This window comes from Prevotella sp. oral taxon 376, assembly GCF_003043945.1.
In the GTDB taxonomy this organism is placed as follows: Bacteria; Bacteroidota; Bacteroidia; order Bacteroidales; family Bacteroidaceae; genus Prevotella.
In genome coordinates this window covers 1,655,215-1,671,054 of the sequence record NZ_PYXG01000001.1, presented here as the reverse complement: position 1 = coordinate 1,671,054, position 15,840 = coordinate 1,655,215, and the positions used below count along the sequence as shown (strand labels likewise).

Genomic DNA, 15,840 nt, shown 5'->3' with positions numbered 1-15,840 from the left:
TACCATCGAAGTTCTCTGGTGCAAAGTAATGAAAAAACCATGAGACCACCAAATTTTTTCAACAAAATCGCACCTTTTTGGCCATAATTGGGCAAAGACTGAATATAAATCAAGCGTTTTTGCATGTATTTACACCTTTCTCTCTTCTCCCGCCTTGCCGCGGCCTCTGCCTCCGGGATATGCCATATACCTTATTTAAAATAATAAAGGAAGGTGGCGATACCCTCGAGTGCCGGCTTGCGCTGCCCCTCGATCTCTATCTTGAAGGCGATGCCGGCCTTGCAGATGCCGCGCAGGTCGGCAATGTCGTGCAGCGTGGCCACGAGGCGGAGGCGGCTGCCCGTGATGACGGGCTGGCCAAAGCGCATCTGGTCCATGCCGTAGTTCACCTGCATCTTGAGGTTGTTCACCTTGATAATCTCGTTCCAGAAGTGGGGCAAGAGCGACAGGGTGAGATAGCCGTGGGCTATCGTGCTCTTATAGGGGCTCTCCACCCGGGCCCGCTCCACATCCACATGAATCCACTGATGGTCGAGCGTGGCGTCGGCAAACTGGTTGATGCGCTCCTGGTTCACCTGGAGCCATTCCGAGGCTCCCAACTCCTTGCCTAACTGGGAGGCAAGTTCTTCGTAAGAATTGATTTCTATCATCTTGATTGCTTATTGTGCGTCGGAGTTCCCCTTACCGTCTGGCAGAGGTCCTCCTCGCGGTTGATTTCTTCTTGATGGCTTTCTTCTCTGCGGTCGAGGCGGGCCGGGAAGCCGCAGACATCTTGCCGGAGGCCTGGTAATACCTCAAGGCCTCGGGCATCTCCCGCTGGAGGGCGGCGATGCGCTTGGCGTCTGACGGGTGGTCGCTGAACATGTCGTTCCGATTGGCGGAGGAGCCCGCGGCCATGCGCTGCCAGAATGGAATGGCCACCCGGGGATCGTATCCGGCCATGGCGGCGAAGATGAGTCCGATGTGGTCGGCCTCCGTCTCGTTGTCCCGACTATACTTCAAGTTACGGAACTTGAAGCCCGTCTGGGCGAGGACACCCGCGATGTTTCCGACCTCAGAGCCCACGGCTGCCCCGAGGATGCCGCTGCCTATCTGCGTGGCATACTGCTGGCGATACAGCTTGGATATCTGCTCGGCGCTGTGCTTGGCCACGGCGTGGGCAATCTCATGGCCGAGAACCACCGCCAGGGCGGCCTCGCTCTGGGTGTAAGGCAGCAGACCTTCGTAAACAACGATTTTCCCGCCGGGCAGGCAGAAGGCGTTGGCGCTCTTGTCCTGTACCAGATTGAACTCCCAGCTATACTGGCTCACCTCGCCTGCCAGTCCGTTGTTGCGGAGATAAGTCTCCACGGAGTTTGCCAGACGACGGCCCACGCGCTGCACCATGGCCGTATTGGCCGTGTTGGCCGACTTCCTCGCCGTGGCCATATAAGAATTATATTCCTTTAGGCTCATGCTCATGATTTCGGCATCTGATATCAGAAGATTCTGCTTTCTTCCGGTGATGGGTACCGTGCGAGTGGTCCCACACGCGGCAAGCAGTGAGACCAACATCGTCATCAATAGAAATTTAGTTGTCTTCATTGTTATTTTTAATGATTGCACTTGTTTTTCCTGTCTCTCGCAAAAAGCGTGCCAAAACGGCCGGGCGGCGCCCACGGCAGACATTTCCGTCCGCCCGAGCCTCACTCGCGGCAGATGTCCACCTCGAACCCGTGCCCGTCCACCAGCTCCGAGGGGAAGATGCGAAAGCGGCTGCCCTCCTTGTGGAAGGCTCCGTCGGCGCCCTTGTAGTAGTTCATGTCGTAGATCTGCATGAGCAACTCATTGTAGGCCGCGCGGCCTGCCACTACCAGCGTAACGAGGTTAGACGACTCGGGCTGATGGCCGCAGGCCACGATCACACGATTGGCATCCGTGCTCCGTGTCCTCACCATGCTGCCCGTCTGGTCGAGCTCGCAGTCGTAGGCATAGGCCATCACCTCTCCGTCCTGATCCTCGAAATCGTAGCGCTCCTTCCGGTAGCCCATGCCCACCATCAGGCGGTCGAGCGTGCGCTCATCCTTCAGGCCCGCCACCTTGCCGCCCTCCAGCTTCACCAGTTCGGCGACATACAGCATCTGTCGCACCGAGAGGCAGTGGTGAGAGCCCTCCGAAAGCGGCACCTTGCCCGGCGGCAGGGCGTCGGCGGCAGGACGGCGTTCCGCCGGCCAGGAAATTCCCGACCTCTCAGCATCCCCCGCCATGCGGATGCCGGCAATCACCGCCGCCACCAGCGCGCAGGGCACCGCCCATTTCACCAGCTTCTTCATCCGTCGTCGCATTTACGCTGCAAACATATAAAAAAATGTCCGGAATCGCAAACTTTTCCCCCCGAAAAATCGCTTTCGGCCCGGGGAGGCGGCCGCCCGAAAAGCAAAAGGCCGTCTTTTACTCGCCTTCTAACGGCTAAAAGCTCACCTTCTAACGGCTAAAAGCCCGCCTTTTAGCCGTCTTTTACTTTCACGCCTGAAACGCCCATCCCGCCAGCCATTTCCCCTCCATCGGAAACAAGGCATCACAGAACAGGAAAACTCGGGACAGAAACATTGAGCATGGGATTTCACCCATCTCCGCAACCCAGCCCTTCCCCTCAGCCTATCTTACCCGTTTCCAGCTCTTGCTGCAGATACGAGAACACATATCCCGCACTCTGGTAATACAACCGGGTCTTGTCTTCAAGCAGCTTCTGATAGGTCTCGGAATTGAACACCATACCCAATGCCTGGTCCATGCTGAGGCCCGGGTCTCTGTCCATCAGCAGACTGGCAAGGTCTCTCACCATGTCGCTTTTCATTTCTTCCTTCTCGCTCATAGCTTCCTAAGATAACTGATTGCCCGTTCTGTGCCGAAGAAATACTGGAGAGTAATGCCTTTCATGTATTTCAGGTTCCTGACCAGTGTGGGCATGTCTATGTCATGATTGCGGTAGCGCCATAGCTGCCGACCTACGCGATCATTGGCTATAGGCCCGATGACGATGTCATAGCCATGAATAGTTCCAAAGGTGTTGTCGTTTCGATTGGCAAGTATGAAGTTGGCCCACTCCTCCGTGTAGTTATCAAAACGCTTCACTCTAAGCAGATTGCTCTCAAGGAGCTTCTCGTCAAAGTCATATTCTATCACGATCGGCTCACCGCCCGCCAGCTCCACGCGCACGGCGGCCAACGCTTCTGCCTGCCGAGGGCTGTCCGAGAGATAGAAACCCTGCCCGAAATCCTTGTTCGGTCTCGACTTCCCCAAGTCTATCTTGTCAAAGTCTATATTCGTTCCATGATAGAGTTTCATTGCAGTTGCCCTCCCATTCTCTTGCATAGCACGGCTATATCTTCCACCATGCGCTCAAACGACTGCGTGTGGACATAGCCATAATGCCTGTCTATAAAGTCAATACCCTGGAAGCGGCTCAGGTAGCCAAAGGCCTGCTTCATCGTGAGCCCGAACCTTTTGCCAAACTCATGGATGAATATCATCGTCCATTCCAACTTGTCTTCTTTACTGTATTCCATATGGGGTTCCTCCTGATTGGTTTCGGCCGGGAAAACAGGCGATGGCGCCCTGCCCTGCCGTGGGCGTGGTCTCTGTCAGATGCGCGGCGTCAGCCATGTGGCGAGCCGCAGGCAGGAAATCCTCTCCCGCCCATTTCACCAGCTTCTTCATCCGTCGTCGCATTTACGCTGCAAACATATAAAAAAATGTCCGGAATCGCAAACTTTTCCCCCCGAAAAATCGCTTTCGGCCCGGGGAGGCGGCCGCCCGAAAAGCAAAAGGCCGTCTTTTACTCGCCTTCTAACGGCTAAAAGCTCACCTTCTAACGGCTAAAAGCCCGCCTTTTAGCGGCCTTTTACTTTCACGCCTGCCTACAGGTGCAAGACGCGTGTGCCTCCGGCCTCCCGGCATCCGCCCCTTTGAATATGTAAAAGCCCCGCTTCCCAGCGAGGCAATTACATATTATACAAAAACATTATGAATTTTATTTAGCGAACAAGATTTAAAAGTTTATCTTCCATATCTATTCTATTGCGCCTGTTTGCAGGAACGGCACTTGCGGTGGCAGTAGCGTTCGCACTGCACGCGGATGTCGTATCCCAGCATGGCACCGAGTATGAAGTCCTCTTCCGGGGTGAGTTGGCTGAGCGGCTTCGTTACGAAGAGCCGGATGGCATCCAGGCATTCCCGTCTCCCGAAGAAGAGATTCAGTCGGCTGTTGCCCACTGGCTGAACGAGATAGTCGATGCCTTGACGGTCCAGACGCCTCAAAGCCCAGTCCTCAAACTTTCTGTTGAAAGTGAAGAGCACCATCTGGCGGACACCCTTCTGATACTCATAGATATGATTCATCAGGACTTTCATGTCGACAGGGACTATCTCGCTCATGGGAAATTATTCCAACAATTAACAATTAAAAATCTTTCCTGTCAAAGGCTTGGCGTAATCTGAGCCACCCAGGCGTCGATACGCTCGGGAGTCTTGTCCTCCTCGTTGGTCTCGTCGAGCGCCAGACCGAGGAACTTACCGTCGACCACAGCCTCCGAGTCATCGTATGTATATGTGCTTGCGTCCACTCCTTCGAGCACCTTGGCACCGGCCTCGACGCATGCGTCGTAAAGCTCTTTCAGGCCGCCGCAGAATGTATCGCTGTAAGACTCCGAGTCGCCGACGCCGAAGAGGGCAACCGTCTTGCCGGCCAATCCGGCGCTCTTGAGCACCTTCACGCCGTCGTACCAGTCGTCCTGCATCTCGCCGGCACCCCAGGTAGAGGTTCCCAGGATCAGGTTTTCTGCCTCCTGAACCTTTGCCTCGTCCAAGTCGGAGACATTAATGACCTCCGCGCCTAATTTCTCACCTATTGTCTGAGCGACTGCCTCACACATGCCCGTAGAAGAGCCAAACACTACAACTGTCTTTTTCACTTTGCTTGTCTTTTAATATTAATTTTCTGCTGCAAAGATAGGGATATTATCCGAGAGTTGCAATACCGAGAAATGGTGATTTTTAGAAAATACCAAGAAATGGGGAGCGTCCGCTCACAGGCGCACGAGCGACGACCCCGTGGTGTCCTTGGAGCCGCCGTTCACCTGCACGGCATACACGCCCGCCAGGCAGCAGGACAGATCCAGCTCATAGACCCGGCTCCCTCCCGCGAGCCGACGGGCCAGCAGCTTCCGGCCGTCGGCCGAATACACCGATACCATGAAATCATGAGCGGGAGCGGCATCGAACGCAATCTGCACCCGCCTGTCCTGTGCCGGACGAATCGTTACACGGGCAGGCTGATGGGTGGAAATATCCTCGATCCGGGTCAGGTGGAGCAGTTCCAGCAGTCCGGCATAGACATCTATCTGGCCGTGGCCATACTCGTTGTTGGGATAAGACAGCGTCGAGTCGGGATGGAGGGAGGTCTTGCCGATCACCTCCATCGCCTCCTCGGGCGTCAGGTCGGGCTTCGCCTGCAGCCAGAGGGCGATGGCGCCGGCCACGGCCGGGGTCGCCATCGAGGTGCCGGAGTTGTAGTTCCAGGCATAGGTGCGCCCCCGGAAGCCGAAGTGCTTCTTATCCGAGTGCTCTATATCCCATGCGCCGGGATGGTTTTCGAGGTAATAGCTGCTGTAGGAGGAGACGACATTCACGCCCGGAGCCACCACATCGGGCTTCATGCGGCCGTCGAAGGTCGGCCCGACGGACGAGGCCGAATAGCGTTTCCCGTGCAGTCCCGCCTCATAGACGCGGTGCTCGCCCTTATAGGTATAGATGTCCTCACGATAGCCGTTGGCTCCCACGGCGATGACGCACGGCGCGCTCGACGGCGAATGGATGCTGTGGGTGTTCTCGCCGGCGTCGAGCGAGGGGTCGAGGGCATTCGTCGTCGGGATCCCCGCCGACTGATAGAACTCCACATCGGCGCTGCCGCCCGTAACTTTCAGGGAGAAAGGCAGGTCGGGCATCCGCGTCAGCAGGACATCATAGCACACCTCCTCCGCGTCGTAGCAGGAACGGTAGGCCGCTATCACCAGCTCGCCGAGGGGCGTGGAGGCACGCAGCGTGGAGTCCCCCTGTGCCAGGATGGCTGCGGTGGCCACCTCCTTTTCTTCCCCCGCAGGGCCCCAGCCCTTGAGGGTGATGGCGAACGGGGCCGCCGATTTCAGCGTGAAGGCCACCCGCTGCCCGTCGGGCGTGATGAAGCAGCCCGCCTGCCCCACCCCCGCGGGCTTGCGGAAGTAGGTCTTATAGCCACCGTTGTTGCCCGCCGAGGCCACCAGAATCCGGCCTTTACCCACGAGCGAGGCCAGCATCTCATAGTAAAGCCGGTCGTCGCCGCGGAAATCCTCGTGCGAGCCTTCACTGAACGAGACCACGCAGGGCTGCCCGTGCGCCGCGGCATAGTCGAAGAGATACTTGAATCCCATCACATCGGTGGCATAGGTATACTTGTAGTAATCGGCCGGATCGATGAGGTCCTTGTCCTCCGAGGACGCATTTGCCACGAGGCAGATGTCGCTCTCGTAGGCCATGCCGCGATACCTGCCCGGCTCGTCGGGGTCCCATCCGCCGCCCGCGGCGATGCCCAGGGTGTGGGTGCCGTGGGTCTGGTCGATCCCGTCTCTCGAGTGCGCCAGGGCAAGGAGCGTCTCCTCGCCCTCGTAGTCGCGCCCCACATAGCGGTTGCTGTCGGTGGCCAGCTGGTCCCAGAAGGCCTTGATGCGATACTCGGTGGCGTCGGCGTTGTAGAAGTTCGGGTGCGTCAGGTCGAACCCGATGTCCATCACGCCCACCACCACGCCCTTTCCCGTATAGGCCCGGGGCAGTTTCCCGCCCCCCTCATACGCCTTCCGGGCATTGAGGATGGTGGCCATCGTGTCGGTCTGGATGCTGTTGGAGCGACCGGCCTCGATGCGCCTTACGCCCCCGGCGCGCGACAGCGACGCCAGCCGTGAGAGGGGAATGCTGGCTATCCAGATGTTCCCTTCGCTCGTCAGCGGCTCGCAGCCATGCGAGCGGAGCACCCTGTCGCCGTCGCCGTCTATACGCACGAAGGCGCAGAGGGCAGGCTCCCTGCCGTCCGAGGGCGAGGCGGCGCGCGTCTGCCTGCCCTCCCGAGCGAGCGAGAGCTGCCGCACCAGGGTCGACATCTTGGCATAATCGGGGCGCTGGGCACTCAGACTCAGCGCGCCCACCACCGCCAAAAACATGAAAACCATTCGTTTCATGCCACAAAGTAAGCGAAAAAATATCACATCTGCAAATTCTGGCCGGGAAATCTTGAACGGCAGCCCATCTCCTCGTCCGCCGCGACCCATTCCCTCTCTGACGGCAACTCATCTCCTCGTCCGCCGTAACCCATTCCCCCATTCGCCACAACCCATTCCCTCTCTGACGACGACCCGCCTGCCCGCAGGCCCAGGTCCGGATTCTTACAAGCGGTCTGTAATCGGAGTTTCAGTCATTGAAACTCGAAGTTTCAGCCATTGAAACCCAGAGTTTCAGCCGCTGAAACACGAAGCGGCAGCCATCCACCGGAGTCGGCGCGACCGTGGCCGAGTATCCCCCCAATGAATACCGCAACTTCATGCGGCAGATTCTATTGAAATACTAAACAAGGGAACAGAAGGCATAAAAGTCCTACGCATGTGGCCCTGAAAAGCCTCTGGAACAGCCCCGAGCGTTAAAACTTGCTGCTTCGCTCGGATATTACGGCATTTTTTCGTATCTTTGCGGCATAATTATAGATAATGTAGAAGATACATGGACAAGAAGACCAACAAACTGATTCATGTAGCCTATCGGCTATATGATGTAACCGACGGAGGCAGCCACCTCATAGAAGAGACCTCCGCCGACAAGCCGTTCGTATTCCTGAGCGGCTTCGGAATCACCCTCGAAGACTTCGAGAAAGCCGTGGCAGACCTTCACGAGGGCGATGAGTTCGACTTCACCCTCACCCCCGGGCAGGCCTATGGCGAATACATGCAGGAACATGTGCTTGACCTCGACAGGCAAATGTTTGTGGTCAATGGGAAGTTTGACGACGAGCACATCTTCGTCGACTCCGTAGTACCTCTGCAGAATGAAGACGGCAATCGGTTCATGGGGCGCGTGATAGCCATCGGCGACAGCACCGTGAAGATGGACTTGAACCATCCGCTGGCCGGAAAGACACTCAATTTTAAGGGCCACATCATCGACAACCGCGACGCGACCAACCAGGAAATCGAGCAATTTGCCAAAATGCTGAGCGGAGAAGGCGGCTGCGACGGGCACTGTGAGGGACATCGTGAAGGACACTGCGGCGGGCATTGCGACGGAGACCACGACGGCCACGGGCACGGAAAGTGCTGCCACCAGGACGGTCATGGGAACCATGAAGGCTGCCCATGCGATAAGAAATAAGGAATATGAGCAATACGCTGGGTAATATTTTCAGGCTCACCACCTTCGGAGAAAGCCACGGAGAAGCCGTAGGAGGCGTGATAGACGGCTATCCCGCGGGCATTGAGATCGATGAAGGATTCGTGCAGCGGGAGCTTGACAGGCGTCGCCCCGGCCAGAGCCGGATCACCACGGGGCGACGGGAGTCCGACCGGGTGAGGTTTCTGAGCGGCATCTTCGAGGGTAAGTCCACGGGCGCGCCGATAGGCTTCCTCGTCCCGAACACCGACCAGCACTCGCAGGACTACGAGGAGATGCGCAACGCATTCCGGCCCTCGCATGCCGATTATACCTATATGGCCAAGTACGGCATCCGCGACTATCGGGGCGGAGGACGCTCCTCGGCACGCGTCACCGTCAGCCGCTGCGTGGCGGGAGCCCTCGCCAAGCTGGCCCTGCGGAGAATCGGCATCAGCATACAGGCCTACACCTCACAAGTGGGCGACATCGTCCTCGACCCCGACTACCGCCGCTACGACTTAGCGAAGACCGAAGCAAGCGTCGTGAGATGCCCCGACGACGAAAAGGCACGGCAGATGGAGGAGCTCATCCTAAAGGTAAAAGCCGCCGGCGACACCATCGGAGGCACCGTTACCTGCGTGGTGAAAGGCTGTCCGGCGGGCCTCGGAGAGCCTGAGTTCGACAAGCTCCACGCCCACTTAGGGGCCGCGATGCTGAGCATCAACGCCGCCAAAGGATTCGAATACGGCGAGGGATTCCGAAGTGCCGCCCTGCGGGGAAAGGAGATGAACGACCCCTTTATCAACAAGAACACCAAAACCGCTACCGCCACTAACCATTCCGGAGGCATCCAGGGAGGTATCAGCAACGGTGAGGACATCTACTTCCGTACGGCCTTCAAGCCCGTGGCCACCCTGCTCCAAGAACAAAGCACGGTGGACATCAACGGCAACGCCACCATCCTGAAGGCACGGGGAAGGCACGACCCGTGCGTGGTTCCGAGAGCCGTGCCCATCGTGGAGGCCATGACGGCCATCGTAATCCTCGACTGTTACCTGCTAAACCGCGGCAGCAGACTTGAGTGAAAGAGAAGCCGGACAGGCGGCTGCCGGGTGGAGCGGCCTGTCCGAACACCGAGTTCCGCCTTCCCCAAACCCGATAGCCGCCATTTGTCGGTGAGCATTTTCTCACTGGCAAATCAATACGCGAGTGGTTTTATATCAGCCACCGCACCTTGCGGGAATATCAAGAGCATGGCAGTTTAGAAACCGCTTCTTTCCGATCGTCGAATCTGTGCGGGGGACTTCCCTGGCCAAATGCGGATTTCTCATTGAATGACAGCCATATCCGTTTGACTTCCTACGCACCCGTTTATGCATAATTTCCAGATTTTACTTGCATATTTGGGAAACTTTACTTATCTTTGCGGCGAAAACTCAAAAGGGATGAAATCGTTAGAAGGTTATAAAAAACAATGTCATTTATCTTTTTTTAAAGGCAAGAGTGGTGGTGTGCAGGAAGATCCTGACTTCTTCACATCTTTTAATATATTATATTTGGTTAGCTCGAATATTTTGCTAACACACACACACACACACACACACACACACACACACACACACACACACACACACAATACTACTGGCGTCCTCGCTTTCTTAAACTTTTCGCATATGCGCGCGATGACCCGCACGGGATATTAATTAATAGTGCCGGCAAAGGATTTTCCATGGGGGTCCTTGCCTTGTTTGTCATACCCGGTAGCGAAGTTCCGCAGCCAGAAATAAGCTTATCTTTCTAACAAAACAACAATATGACAAAACAAAATTTATAATCAAAAAATTATTCATATTAAAAAAGAAGAAAATGAAAAGAACTCTATTATTTACTTTCGCATTGCTTTTACTGGCAATTCCCATACAGATGAAAGCCTATACGGTGGGAGAAACGGTTTGGCACGAAGACCTCGCATACAAAGTGCTGAATATAACCGATTTTAATGTAGCCTTCATTGGCGCAAGAGACTCTAAGGTGGGAGCTATCACCATCCCGAGTAGCTTTGACGATGGCAAAGGTACCACTTTCCATGTTACACAGATAGGTGGCGGCGGAGCCAAATGCAAGAATATTACCGCAGTAACGCTGCCCGAGACCATTGAAAAATTCGATGATGCCTGCTTCGGGGATGCCAATCTCACAGCGCTCACCATTCCGAGTAATGTTAAGACCATTGTCCATTCGGCCTTTTATAATATTGGGACAAAGCCGAAAATAACGGTAGCTTCAGGCAATCAACACTTCTCGTCCGACACCAACGGCTGTCTCTACTCCAAAGACGGGAAAGAACTCTACTCTGTACCGTCAGCCCTGAATCCCACAGAGGGAATCTATAATGTACCTGAGAGCGTGGAGAAAATCTATTATAGCGCTTTCCATCAGGTTACCGGACTTAGGAAACTGGTGCTCCCGAAAAACTTGCAGTATGTGGAAACGGGCTTCCCCACCATCACTCCATCTGACGATCTGGAGGAGTTTGATATCGCCGCGGGTGGCACCTCCCTTTACAGAGTCATTGGTGGCGTGCTTTTCAAAGATGCGGAATTGGTTGCCTATCCTCGTGCCAAAGCCACTACAACCTATCAAGTTCCTAATGGCATCACATCGATCGCTCCCCGTGCCATAGACAAGTGTAAACTTATGGAAACCATAGACCTGAATCAGGTAACCAAACTCAACAATACATCCATCTATGCTGCCAAAAAACTTAAATCCATTACGCTCCCTAAAAATCTGGAAAAGGAAAATGTGGTAGGTGCCATAGCTAGTTGCCAGAATATAGAAGAATACAAAGCCCCTCCTGGAGGTTGTGTTAATTTTGAGGTCGCTGACGGTGTTGTCTATTCGAAAGACAAGTCAATGCTCTATTTCTTCCCTCCAAGGAAAAATGTGTCCGATGGGAAATACACCGTTGACCCATCTGTGAAGACCATAGCTAAATATGCCTTTGCCGGATGCAGTACGATAACAGACCTTACCATCTCCGACAATGTAGAGAAGATCGAGGAAAGTGCGTTCAATGATGTATATAACATGTCGAAGTTAACCTTTAAGGAAACTTCCAAAGTAGCAACCATTGAAAAGTTCGCCTTTGGCTGGTGTCAGAAATTGAAAGAGGTTATGCTGCCCTCGTCGCTCACCGAAGTTACCAATATTTTCAACGCATGCAGGAACTTAGAAGTCATTAATGTGCCTGACAACTCCAAGTTGACGACCATCAAGAAAGATGCCTTCAGAACTAATGAGAAATTGCGGGAGTTCAATTTCAAAGGAAGTTGCACTTTGGAAAAGATAGAAGAATCCGCGTTCTACGGACTCACAAAACTGGAAAAAATCGTATTCCCAAAGACCGTAACCGATATTGAAAAGAATGCTTTTGCAGGATGCTCAAGTCTCAAGACCGCCGAGTTCGCCCCCGATGCCACTATCGGGATCATCGGGCAGGGTGCCTTCGCCGACTGTGGTCTTACGGCTATCAGCATCCCCAACAGCGTGACCAAACTGGATCGCGAGGCCTTCCGCAGCTGCTCGGCCCTGACCGTGGTCAATGTGTCTGAAAACCTGACCGACATCAGTTCAGAGGCTTTCAAGTATTGCGAGAACCTGACCGACATCAATGTCGACAAGAAGAATACCAGGTATTCCAGCGTTGACGGCTATCTACTTACCAAGAACAAGGAGACCCTCGTGCTCTTCCCCCACGGCAAGGCGCATGCCAAGTTCACGCTCCTGCCCCCTTCGATCACGAAGATCGGCGACTTCGCCTTCCTCGAGTGCGTGAACCTGACGAGTGTGATGATCCCGAACAAGGTAACCGAAATCGGCGACCGTGCCTTCAGTCTTTGCAAGAACCTGAAAGACATCGCCTTCCTCTGCGAAGAGCCCATTAGCCCGGACAATATCGACCAGCGTCCCAATCACAAGAGTTTCGACGATGGAACGGCAGGCACGACCAATATGCCCGCAAACATCAACATCTATGTGCGCAGCGACCTAAAGGCACAATACGATGCCATTCCTTTCTATAAGGACAACTTCAAGAGCATTCAGCCTTCCTTCGTTGAGGATGGCAACGAATACCTGCAGGTGGCCGCCACCGTGGTCGACCTGCTTTCCGTCAAGAGCACACAGCACACATTCGTAATCCCGGAGAAAACCACTACCCACGGAAACCTCGAGGTGAAGCTTATCGGAGACTATGCTTTCCAGAACGCAAGCAGCAAAATCAAGGAGGTTGTCGTGAAGAACTATGTCGAATATGTGGGCGCGAAGGCGTTCATGACCAATATCGCCGACAACAGCAGCACCATCGAGAATGTGTTCTTCCTCAGCAATGCCCCGACCAAGAAGATGCTGAGCACCACCCGCTTTGAACTCGACGAGACCAACACCAACTACAAGGAGTTCGCAAGCACGACGAACATCTATGTGAAGAAGTCGGTAGTGGAAAACTACAAGACCGAATGGAAGAAGCAGATGTGGGATACTGGGACTGGCACCATGCAAGACAGCCCGGCCGACTATCAGTTCTACAACCAGATAGACTACAAAATCAAGGGCACGCCCGCGCTGACCAACAAGCTATACTCTACCTTCTCGCGCGAGTTTGATGTGGACTTCGGCGATACCGATGACAGCGGCAACCGCCTTTTCTGGGACGCAGCGAAGAACTGCCCGAAGGTGATCGCCTTCACATCGGGCGAGAAGATCGGCAACAGCATCATCCGCATGAAGAGTATCAATCTCGGCGAAGATATTTCCAAAGATGGTCTGTACATTCCAGCCAACACCGGCGTGGTGCTCAAGGCCATTGACGGCACCTTGCCGGCCGACTTCTATTACCGCATCGGTGAGGACGACAAATGGAGTTATGGAGGAGCCAACATCCTGAAGCCTGTAACGATGGACGCAAAGGATATCTCCGACACGGAAGATGGAAAGACCAACTTCTATGTAACCGGAGGCAAGGCTTTCCGCGTATCGCAGGCGCAACAGTTCAAGAACGAGGGTAAACTCACCATCGGCGTACACAAGGCATACATCAACATTGATGTTTCGGGAGGCGCCAAGATTTCACTTCTCTTTGATGATAATGAGACCACAGGCATTGAGGAAATCAATTCGGCAGACAACACGGCTTCCAAAACCGATGACACCTATTATAATCTCAATGGCCAGAAAGTCAGCAAGCCGACCCGAGGCATATACATCCATAACGGTAAAAAAGTAGTAGTAAAATGAAGATCAAGGAAACATACGAAAGGCCAATGACGGAAATCATATTGGCCAATATCTCTTCTGTCATGTACGAAACCTCTCTGCCACAGGCGGGAGATGACGAAATCGGCGGAGATCCCGAGGCCAAGGAAGGGTGGTTTGATGACGAATCCGCTTGGGGAATAAAGAATTACAACCCTTGGGATGATTGATAGCGCATCTGCCCGGCCCTGGCCAAATGCGCTCCGCACTGACAGCAAGAACATATGGGAGGGCTGTCGAAAGAAAAACGGGTAACCCAAAAAGGAAACCGTTCATATGCACCCAAGAGCCGTGCTTCCTTATAGGGGGGCACGGCTCTTTGTTCATGACTTGGCAACGAGGGTTAACATTTCTATTCAACTTGCCTTAGAGAAGCGCACTGAAATGGAGACAAGTCTTATCAGAACTTCGACAATCTCGGCGATTTTGTGCGACAATTTCGGCGATTTCGTCAAATAGAACCCTATCTTTTATCCTTCTTCCCCCTGCCGGCCACCCAGCCGGGGGCTTGTCCGGACAGCCCGGCCGGCCACAGAGGCCCCCAAGAGCCATCGCCGCAAGGTTGTTTCGCGGATAACAATCCATAAAGGTTTAATATTCTCCCGAAAAGCAAACCATAAAGGTTGTTTCTAAAAAAACAACCCGAAATCATTGGAGTTTACATTCTTTTGTATATCTTTGTAGTGAAATTCAAACCAAAGAAGCATGAAAGCCGTCATTACCGGAGACATCATCAACTCCACCACCATCCCCATGGAACAGAGGCCGAGGCTGTTGCAGGAACTCAACCACATCGTAAACGACCTGAAATCCCTCTCCCCGCTGGAATACGAGGTGTTCCGCGGAGATAGCTTCCAGATGGTTGCCGACAAAGCCGCAGAAGCCCTGCGGATAGCCATACTGATCAGGGCTGGACTGCGCAAGAGCACGCCAAAGGACACCGATGGCACCTGGGACGCAAGGATGGCCATAGGAGTGGGCGGCATCGAGTTTGCCGCCCGTCACATCACCGCCTCCGACGGAGAGGCCTTCCGGTATTCGGGCAGGGCCTTCGACGAGTTGGGCAAGAGCTGCCTGGCCGTCAGGACACGGTGGGAAAGCGTAAACGAAGAACTCAAGGTGAGCACGCTCTTCGCCGACGACATCATCTCGAACTGGACGCCCACGCAGTCGCTCGTCATCTACCAATCCATCGCTTTCCAGAAGACTCAGAAGGAAATAGCGGAACTGCAACAGCAGTCGCCCCAGAACATCAGCAAGATTTCCGTGCTGGCCAGGGAGAGACTCATACGCTCCTACCTGACCAGATACCACGACCTGATTACCCTTAACGCCAAATAAACATGCCACTCCTACTCCGACTGATACTCGCGCACATCATTGCCGACTTCTTCCTGCAAACCGACGGGATGAGCCAAGGCAAAAGCTCCGCCGACAGAGCGAGGTGGACTTATCTGCTCGTGCATTCCGGCATCCATGCCCTGACAGCCTATCTGCTGGCCGCCGCGTGGGACCGCTGGGAGATTCCCCTGATCATTTTCGCGTCGCACTTTGTGATAGACACCCTCAAGACACGGCACAAAGGCCGCGCCCTGCGCGCTTTCCTGCTGGACCAGGCGGCCCACCTGACCGTCATCGCCCTGCTCGCCGCCGGCTATCAGGGCGCGGAACTATGCGGAGAAGCAACCCGGCTGATCGACAACCCGGAGACCCTCGTCAAGTATCTCATAGGCTACACCGTAGTGCTCAGGCCCACCTCTATCTTCATGAACCTGCTCCTGAAACGGTGGGGAAAGAGCGGACTGACAGTAGGCGGACTGCCCGACGCCGGCAAATGGATCGGATTCCTGGAGCGTATCCTGATTCTGACATTCATCCTCACCGACAGCACGGAAGGCATCGGGTTCCTCCTCGCGGCCAAGTCCATCTTCCGATACGGCGACCTGAACAAGGCTCGGGACATCAAGACCACCGAGTATGTATTGGTGGGAACCCTTACCAGCTTCACCATCGCCATCCTGACGGGCTATGCCGTCAAATGTCTGTGATAAACCGGAAGAGGCTCCTTGCCGGTCGCCCCGATGGCCGCCCGTTCGG

At 54.7% G+C, this 15,840-nt stretch carries 16 protein-coding genes; 6 read left to right on the top strand and 10 right to left on the bottom strand.

Annotation, left to right across the window (positions count from 1 at the left end; translation table 11 throughout):
• Positions 1-191: 191 nt before the first annotated feature.
• From C7120_RS07315 to C7120_RS07275, 10 genes are all read right to left on the bottom strand, one after another.
• The gene (locus tag C7120_RS07315; protein WP_369916849.1) at positions 192-650 is read right to left on the bottom strand and encodes a MaoC family dehydratase; all 459 of its coding nucleotides are present in this window, start codon (positions 648-650) and stop codon (positions 192-194) included.
• Positions 651-681: 31 nt separating this feature from the next.
• Positions 682-1,584 carry a M48 family metallopeptidase gene (locus C7120_RS07310; protein ID WP_107621431.1) on the bottom strand — a complete coding sequence of 301 codons (903 nt, stop codon included), beginning with the start codon at positions 1,582-1,584 and terminating at the stop codon, positions 682-684.
• Positions 1,585-1,685: 101 nt separating this feature from the next.
• Positions 1,686-2,165 (bottom strand): hypothetical protein, encoded by a 480-nt coding sequence (locus tag C7120_RS07305; protein WP_146154211.1) that lies wholly within the window; start codon positions 2,163-2,165, stop codon positions 1,686-1,688.
• 467 nt (positions 2,166-2,632) lie between these two features.
• Positions 2,633-2,854, bottom strand: coding sequence for a hypothetical protein (locus C7120_RS07300; protein ID WP_107620974.1), 222 nt, complete (start codon positions 2,852-2,854; stop codon positions 2,633-2,635).
• Complete coding sequence (locus C7120_RS07295; RefSeq protein WP_107620973.1) at positions 2,851-3,327, bottom strand: DUF3990 domain-containing protein; 477 nt, start codon at positions 3,325-3,327, stop codon at positions 2,851-2,853. The genes C7120_RS07300 and C7120_RS07295 overlap by 4 nt, the downstream gene beginning before the upstream one ends.
• Positions 3,324-3,548, bottom strand: a complete 225-nt coding sequence (locus C7120_RS07290) for a DUF3791 domain-containing protein (RefSeq protein ID WP_107620972.1) — start codon at positions 3,546-3,548, stop codon at positions 3,324-3,326. Before C7120_RS07290 ends, C7120_RS07295 begins: the two co-directional genes overlap by 4 nt.
• Positions 3,535-3,699 (bottom strand): hypothetical protein, encoded by a 165-nt coding sequence (locus tag C7120_RS13905; protein WP_158267356.1) that lies wholly within the window; start codon positions 3,697-3,699, stop codon positions 3,535-3,537. The genes C7120_RS07290 and C7120_RS13905 overlap by 14 nt, the downstream gene beginning before the upstream one ends.
• 357 nt (positions 3,700-4,056) lie before the next feature.
• Entirely contained in the window at positions 4,057-4,416 is a 360-nt protein-coding gene (locus C7120_RS07285) for a DUF2023 family protein (RefSeq protein ID WP_107620971.1), read from the bottom strand.
• A 41-nt stretch (positions 4,417-4,457) separates the two neighbouring features.
• Positions 4,458-4,952 (bottom strand): flavodoxin FldA, encoded by a 495-nt coding sequence (fldA, locus tag C7120_RS07280; protein WP_107620970.1) that lies wholly within the window; start codon positions 4,950-4,952, stop codon positions 4,458-4,460.
• A gap of 114 nt (positions 4,953-5,066) precedes the next feature.
• Positions 5,067-7,247, bottom strand: a complete 2,181-nt coding sequence (locus C7120_RS07275; protein ID WP_107620969.1) for a S8 family serine peptidase — start codon at positions 7,245-7,247, stop codon at positions 5,067-5,069.
• A gap of 535 nt (positions 7,248-7,782) precedes the next feature.
• Here C7120_RS07275 and C7120_RS07270 point away from each other — a divergent pair.
• The 6 genes from C7120_RS07270 (at position 7,783) to C7120_RS07240 (ending at position 15,791) form a co-directional block, all read left to right on the top strand.
• Positions 7,783-8,427: a peptidylprolyl isomerase gene (locus tag C7120_RS07270; RefSeq protein ID WP_107620968.1), complete on the top strand. Its 645-nt coding sequence runs from the start codon at positions 7,783-7,785 to the stop codon at positions 8,425-8,427.
• A 5-nt stretch (positions 8,428-8,432) separates the two neighbouring features.
• Positions 8,433-9,512 (top strand): chorismate synthase, encoded by a 1,080-nt coding sequence (aroC, locus tag C7120_RS07265; protein WP_107620967.1) that lies wholly within the window; start codon positions 8,433-8,435, stop codon positions 9,510-9,512.
• 781 nt (positions 9,513-10,293) lie between these two features.
• Positions 10,294-13,725, top strand: a complete 3,432-nt coding sequence (locus tag C7120_RS07255) for a leucine-rich repeat domain-containing protein (protein ID WP_107620965.1) — start codon at positions 10,294-10,296, stop codon at positions 13,723-13,725.
• Positions 13,722-13,913: a hypothetical protein gene (locus C7120_RS07250; RefSeq protein WP_107620964.1), complete on the top strand. Its 192-nt coding sequence runs from the start codon at positions 13,722-13,724 to the stop codon at positions 13,911-13,913. Before C7120_RS07255 ends, C7120_RS07250 begins: the two co-directional genes overlap by 4 nt.
• A gap of 535 nt (positions 13,914-14,448) precedes the next feature.
• Positions 14,449-15,084: a hypothetical protein gene (locus C7120_RS07245; protein ID WP_107620963.1), complete on the top strand. Its 636-nt coding sequence runs from the start codon at positions 14,449-14,451 to the stop codon at positions 15,082-15,084.
• 2 nt (positions 15,085-15,086) lie between these two features.
• Positions 15,087-15,791: a DUF3307 domain-containing protein gene (locus C7120_RS07240; protein WP_107620962.1), complete on the top strand. Its 705-nt coding sequence runs from the start codon at positions 15,087-15,089 to the stop codon at positions 15,789-15,791.
• Positions 15,792-15,840 lie beyond the last annotated feature (49 nt).

Bases quoted from the DNA above. Each gene is read 5' to 3' on its own strand.
- C7120_RS07315 (WP_369916849.1), bottom strand. From the start codon at position 650: ATGATAGAAATCAATTCTTACGAAGAACTTGCCTCCCAGTTAGGCAAG.
- C7120_RS07310 (WP_107621431.1), bottom strand. From the start codon at position 1,584: ATGAAGACAACTAAATTTCTATTGATGACGATGTTGGTCTCACTGCTT.
- C7120_RS07300 (WP_107620974.1), bottom strand. From the start codon at position 2,854: ATGAGCGAGAAGGAAGAAATGAAAAGCGACATGGTGAGAGACCTTGCC.
- C7120_RS07295 (WP_107620973.1), bottom strand. From the start codon at position 3,327: ATGAAACTCTATCATGGAACGAATATAGACTTTGACAAGATAGACTTG.
- C7120_RS07290 (WP_107620972.1), bottom strand. From the start codon at position 3,548: ATGGAATACAGTAAAGAAGACAAGTTGGAATGGACGATGATATTCATC.
- C7120_RS13905 (WP_158267356.1), bottom strand. From the start codon at position 3,699: ATGAAGAAGCTGGTGAAATGGGCGGGAGAGGATTTCCTGCCTGCGGCT.
- C7120_RS07285 (WP_107620971.1), bottom strand. From the start codon at position 4,416: ATGAGCGAGATAGTCCCTGTCGACATGAAAGTCCTGATGAATCATATC.
- C7120_RS07275 (WP_107620969.1), bottom strand. From the start codon at position 7,247: ATGAAACGAATGGTTTTCATGTTTTTGGCGGTGGTGGGCGCGCTGAGT.
- C7120_RS07270 (WP_107620968.1), top strand. From the start codon at position 7,783: ATGGACAAGAAGACCAACAAACTGATTCATGTAGCCTATCGGCTATAT.
- aroC (WP_107620967.1), top strand. From the start codon at position 8,433: ATGAGCAATACGCTGGGTAATATTTTCAGGCTCACCACCTTCGGAGAA.
- C7120_RS07255 (WP_107620965.1), top strand. From the start codon at position 10,294: ATGAAAAGAACTCTATTATTTACTTTCGCATTGCTTTTACTGGCAATT.
- C7120_RS07250 (WP_107620964.1), top strand. From the start codon at position 13,722: ATGAAGATCAAGGAAACATACGAAAGGCCAATGACGGAAATCATATTG.
- C7120_RS07245 (WP_107620963.1), top strand. From the start codon at position 14,449: ATGAAAGCCGTCATTACCGGAGACATCATCAACTCCACCACCATCCCC.
- C7120_RS07240 (WP_107620962.1), top strand. From the start codon at position 15,087: ATGCCACTCCTACTCCGACTGATACTCGCGCACATCATTGCCGACTTC.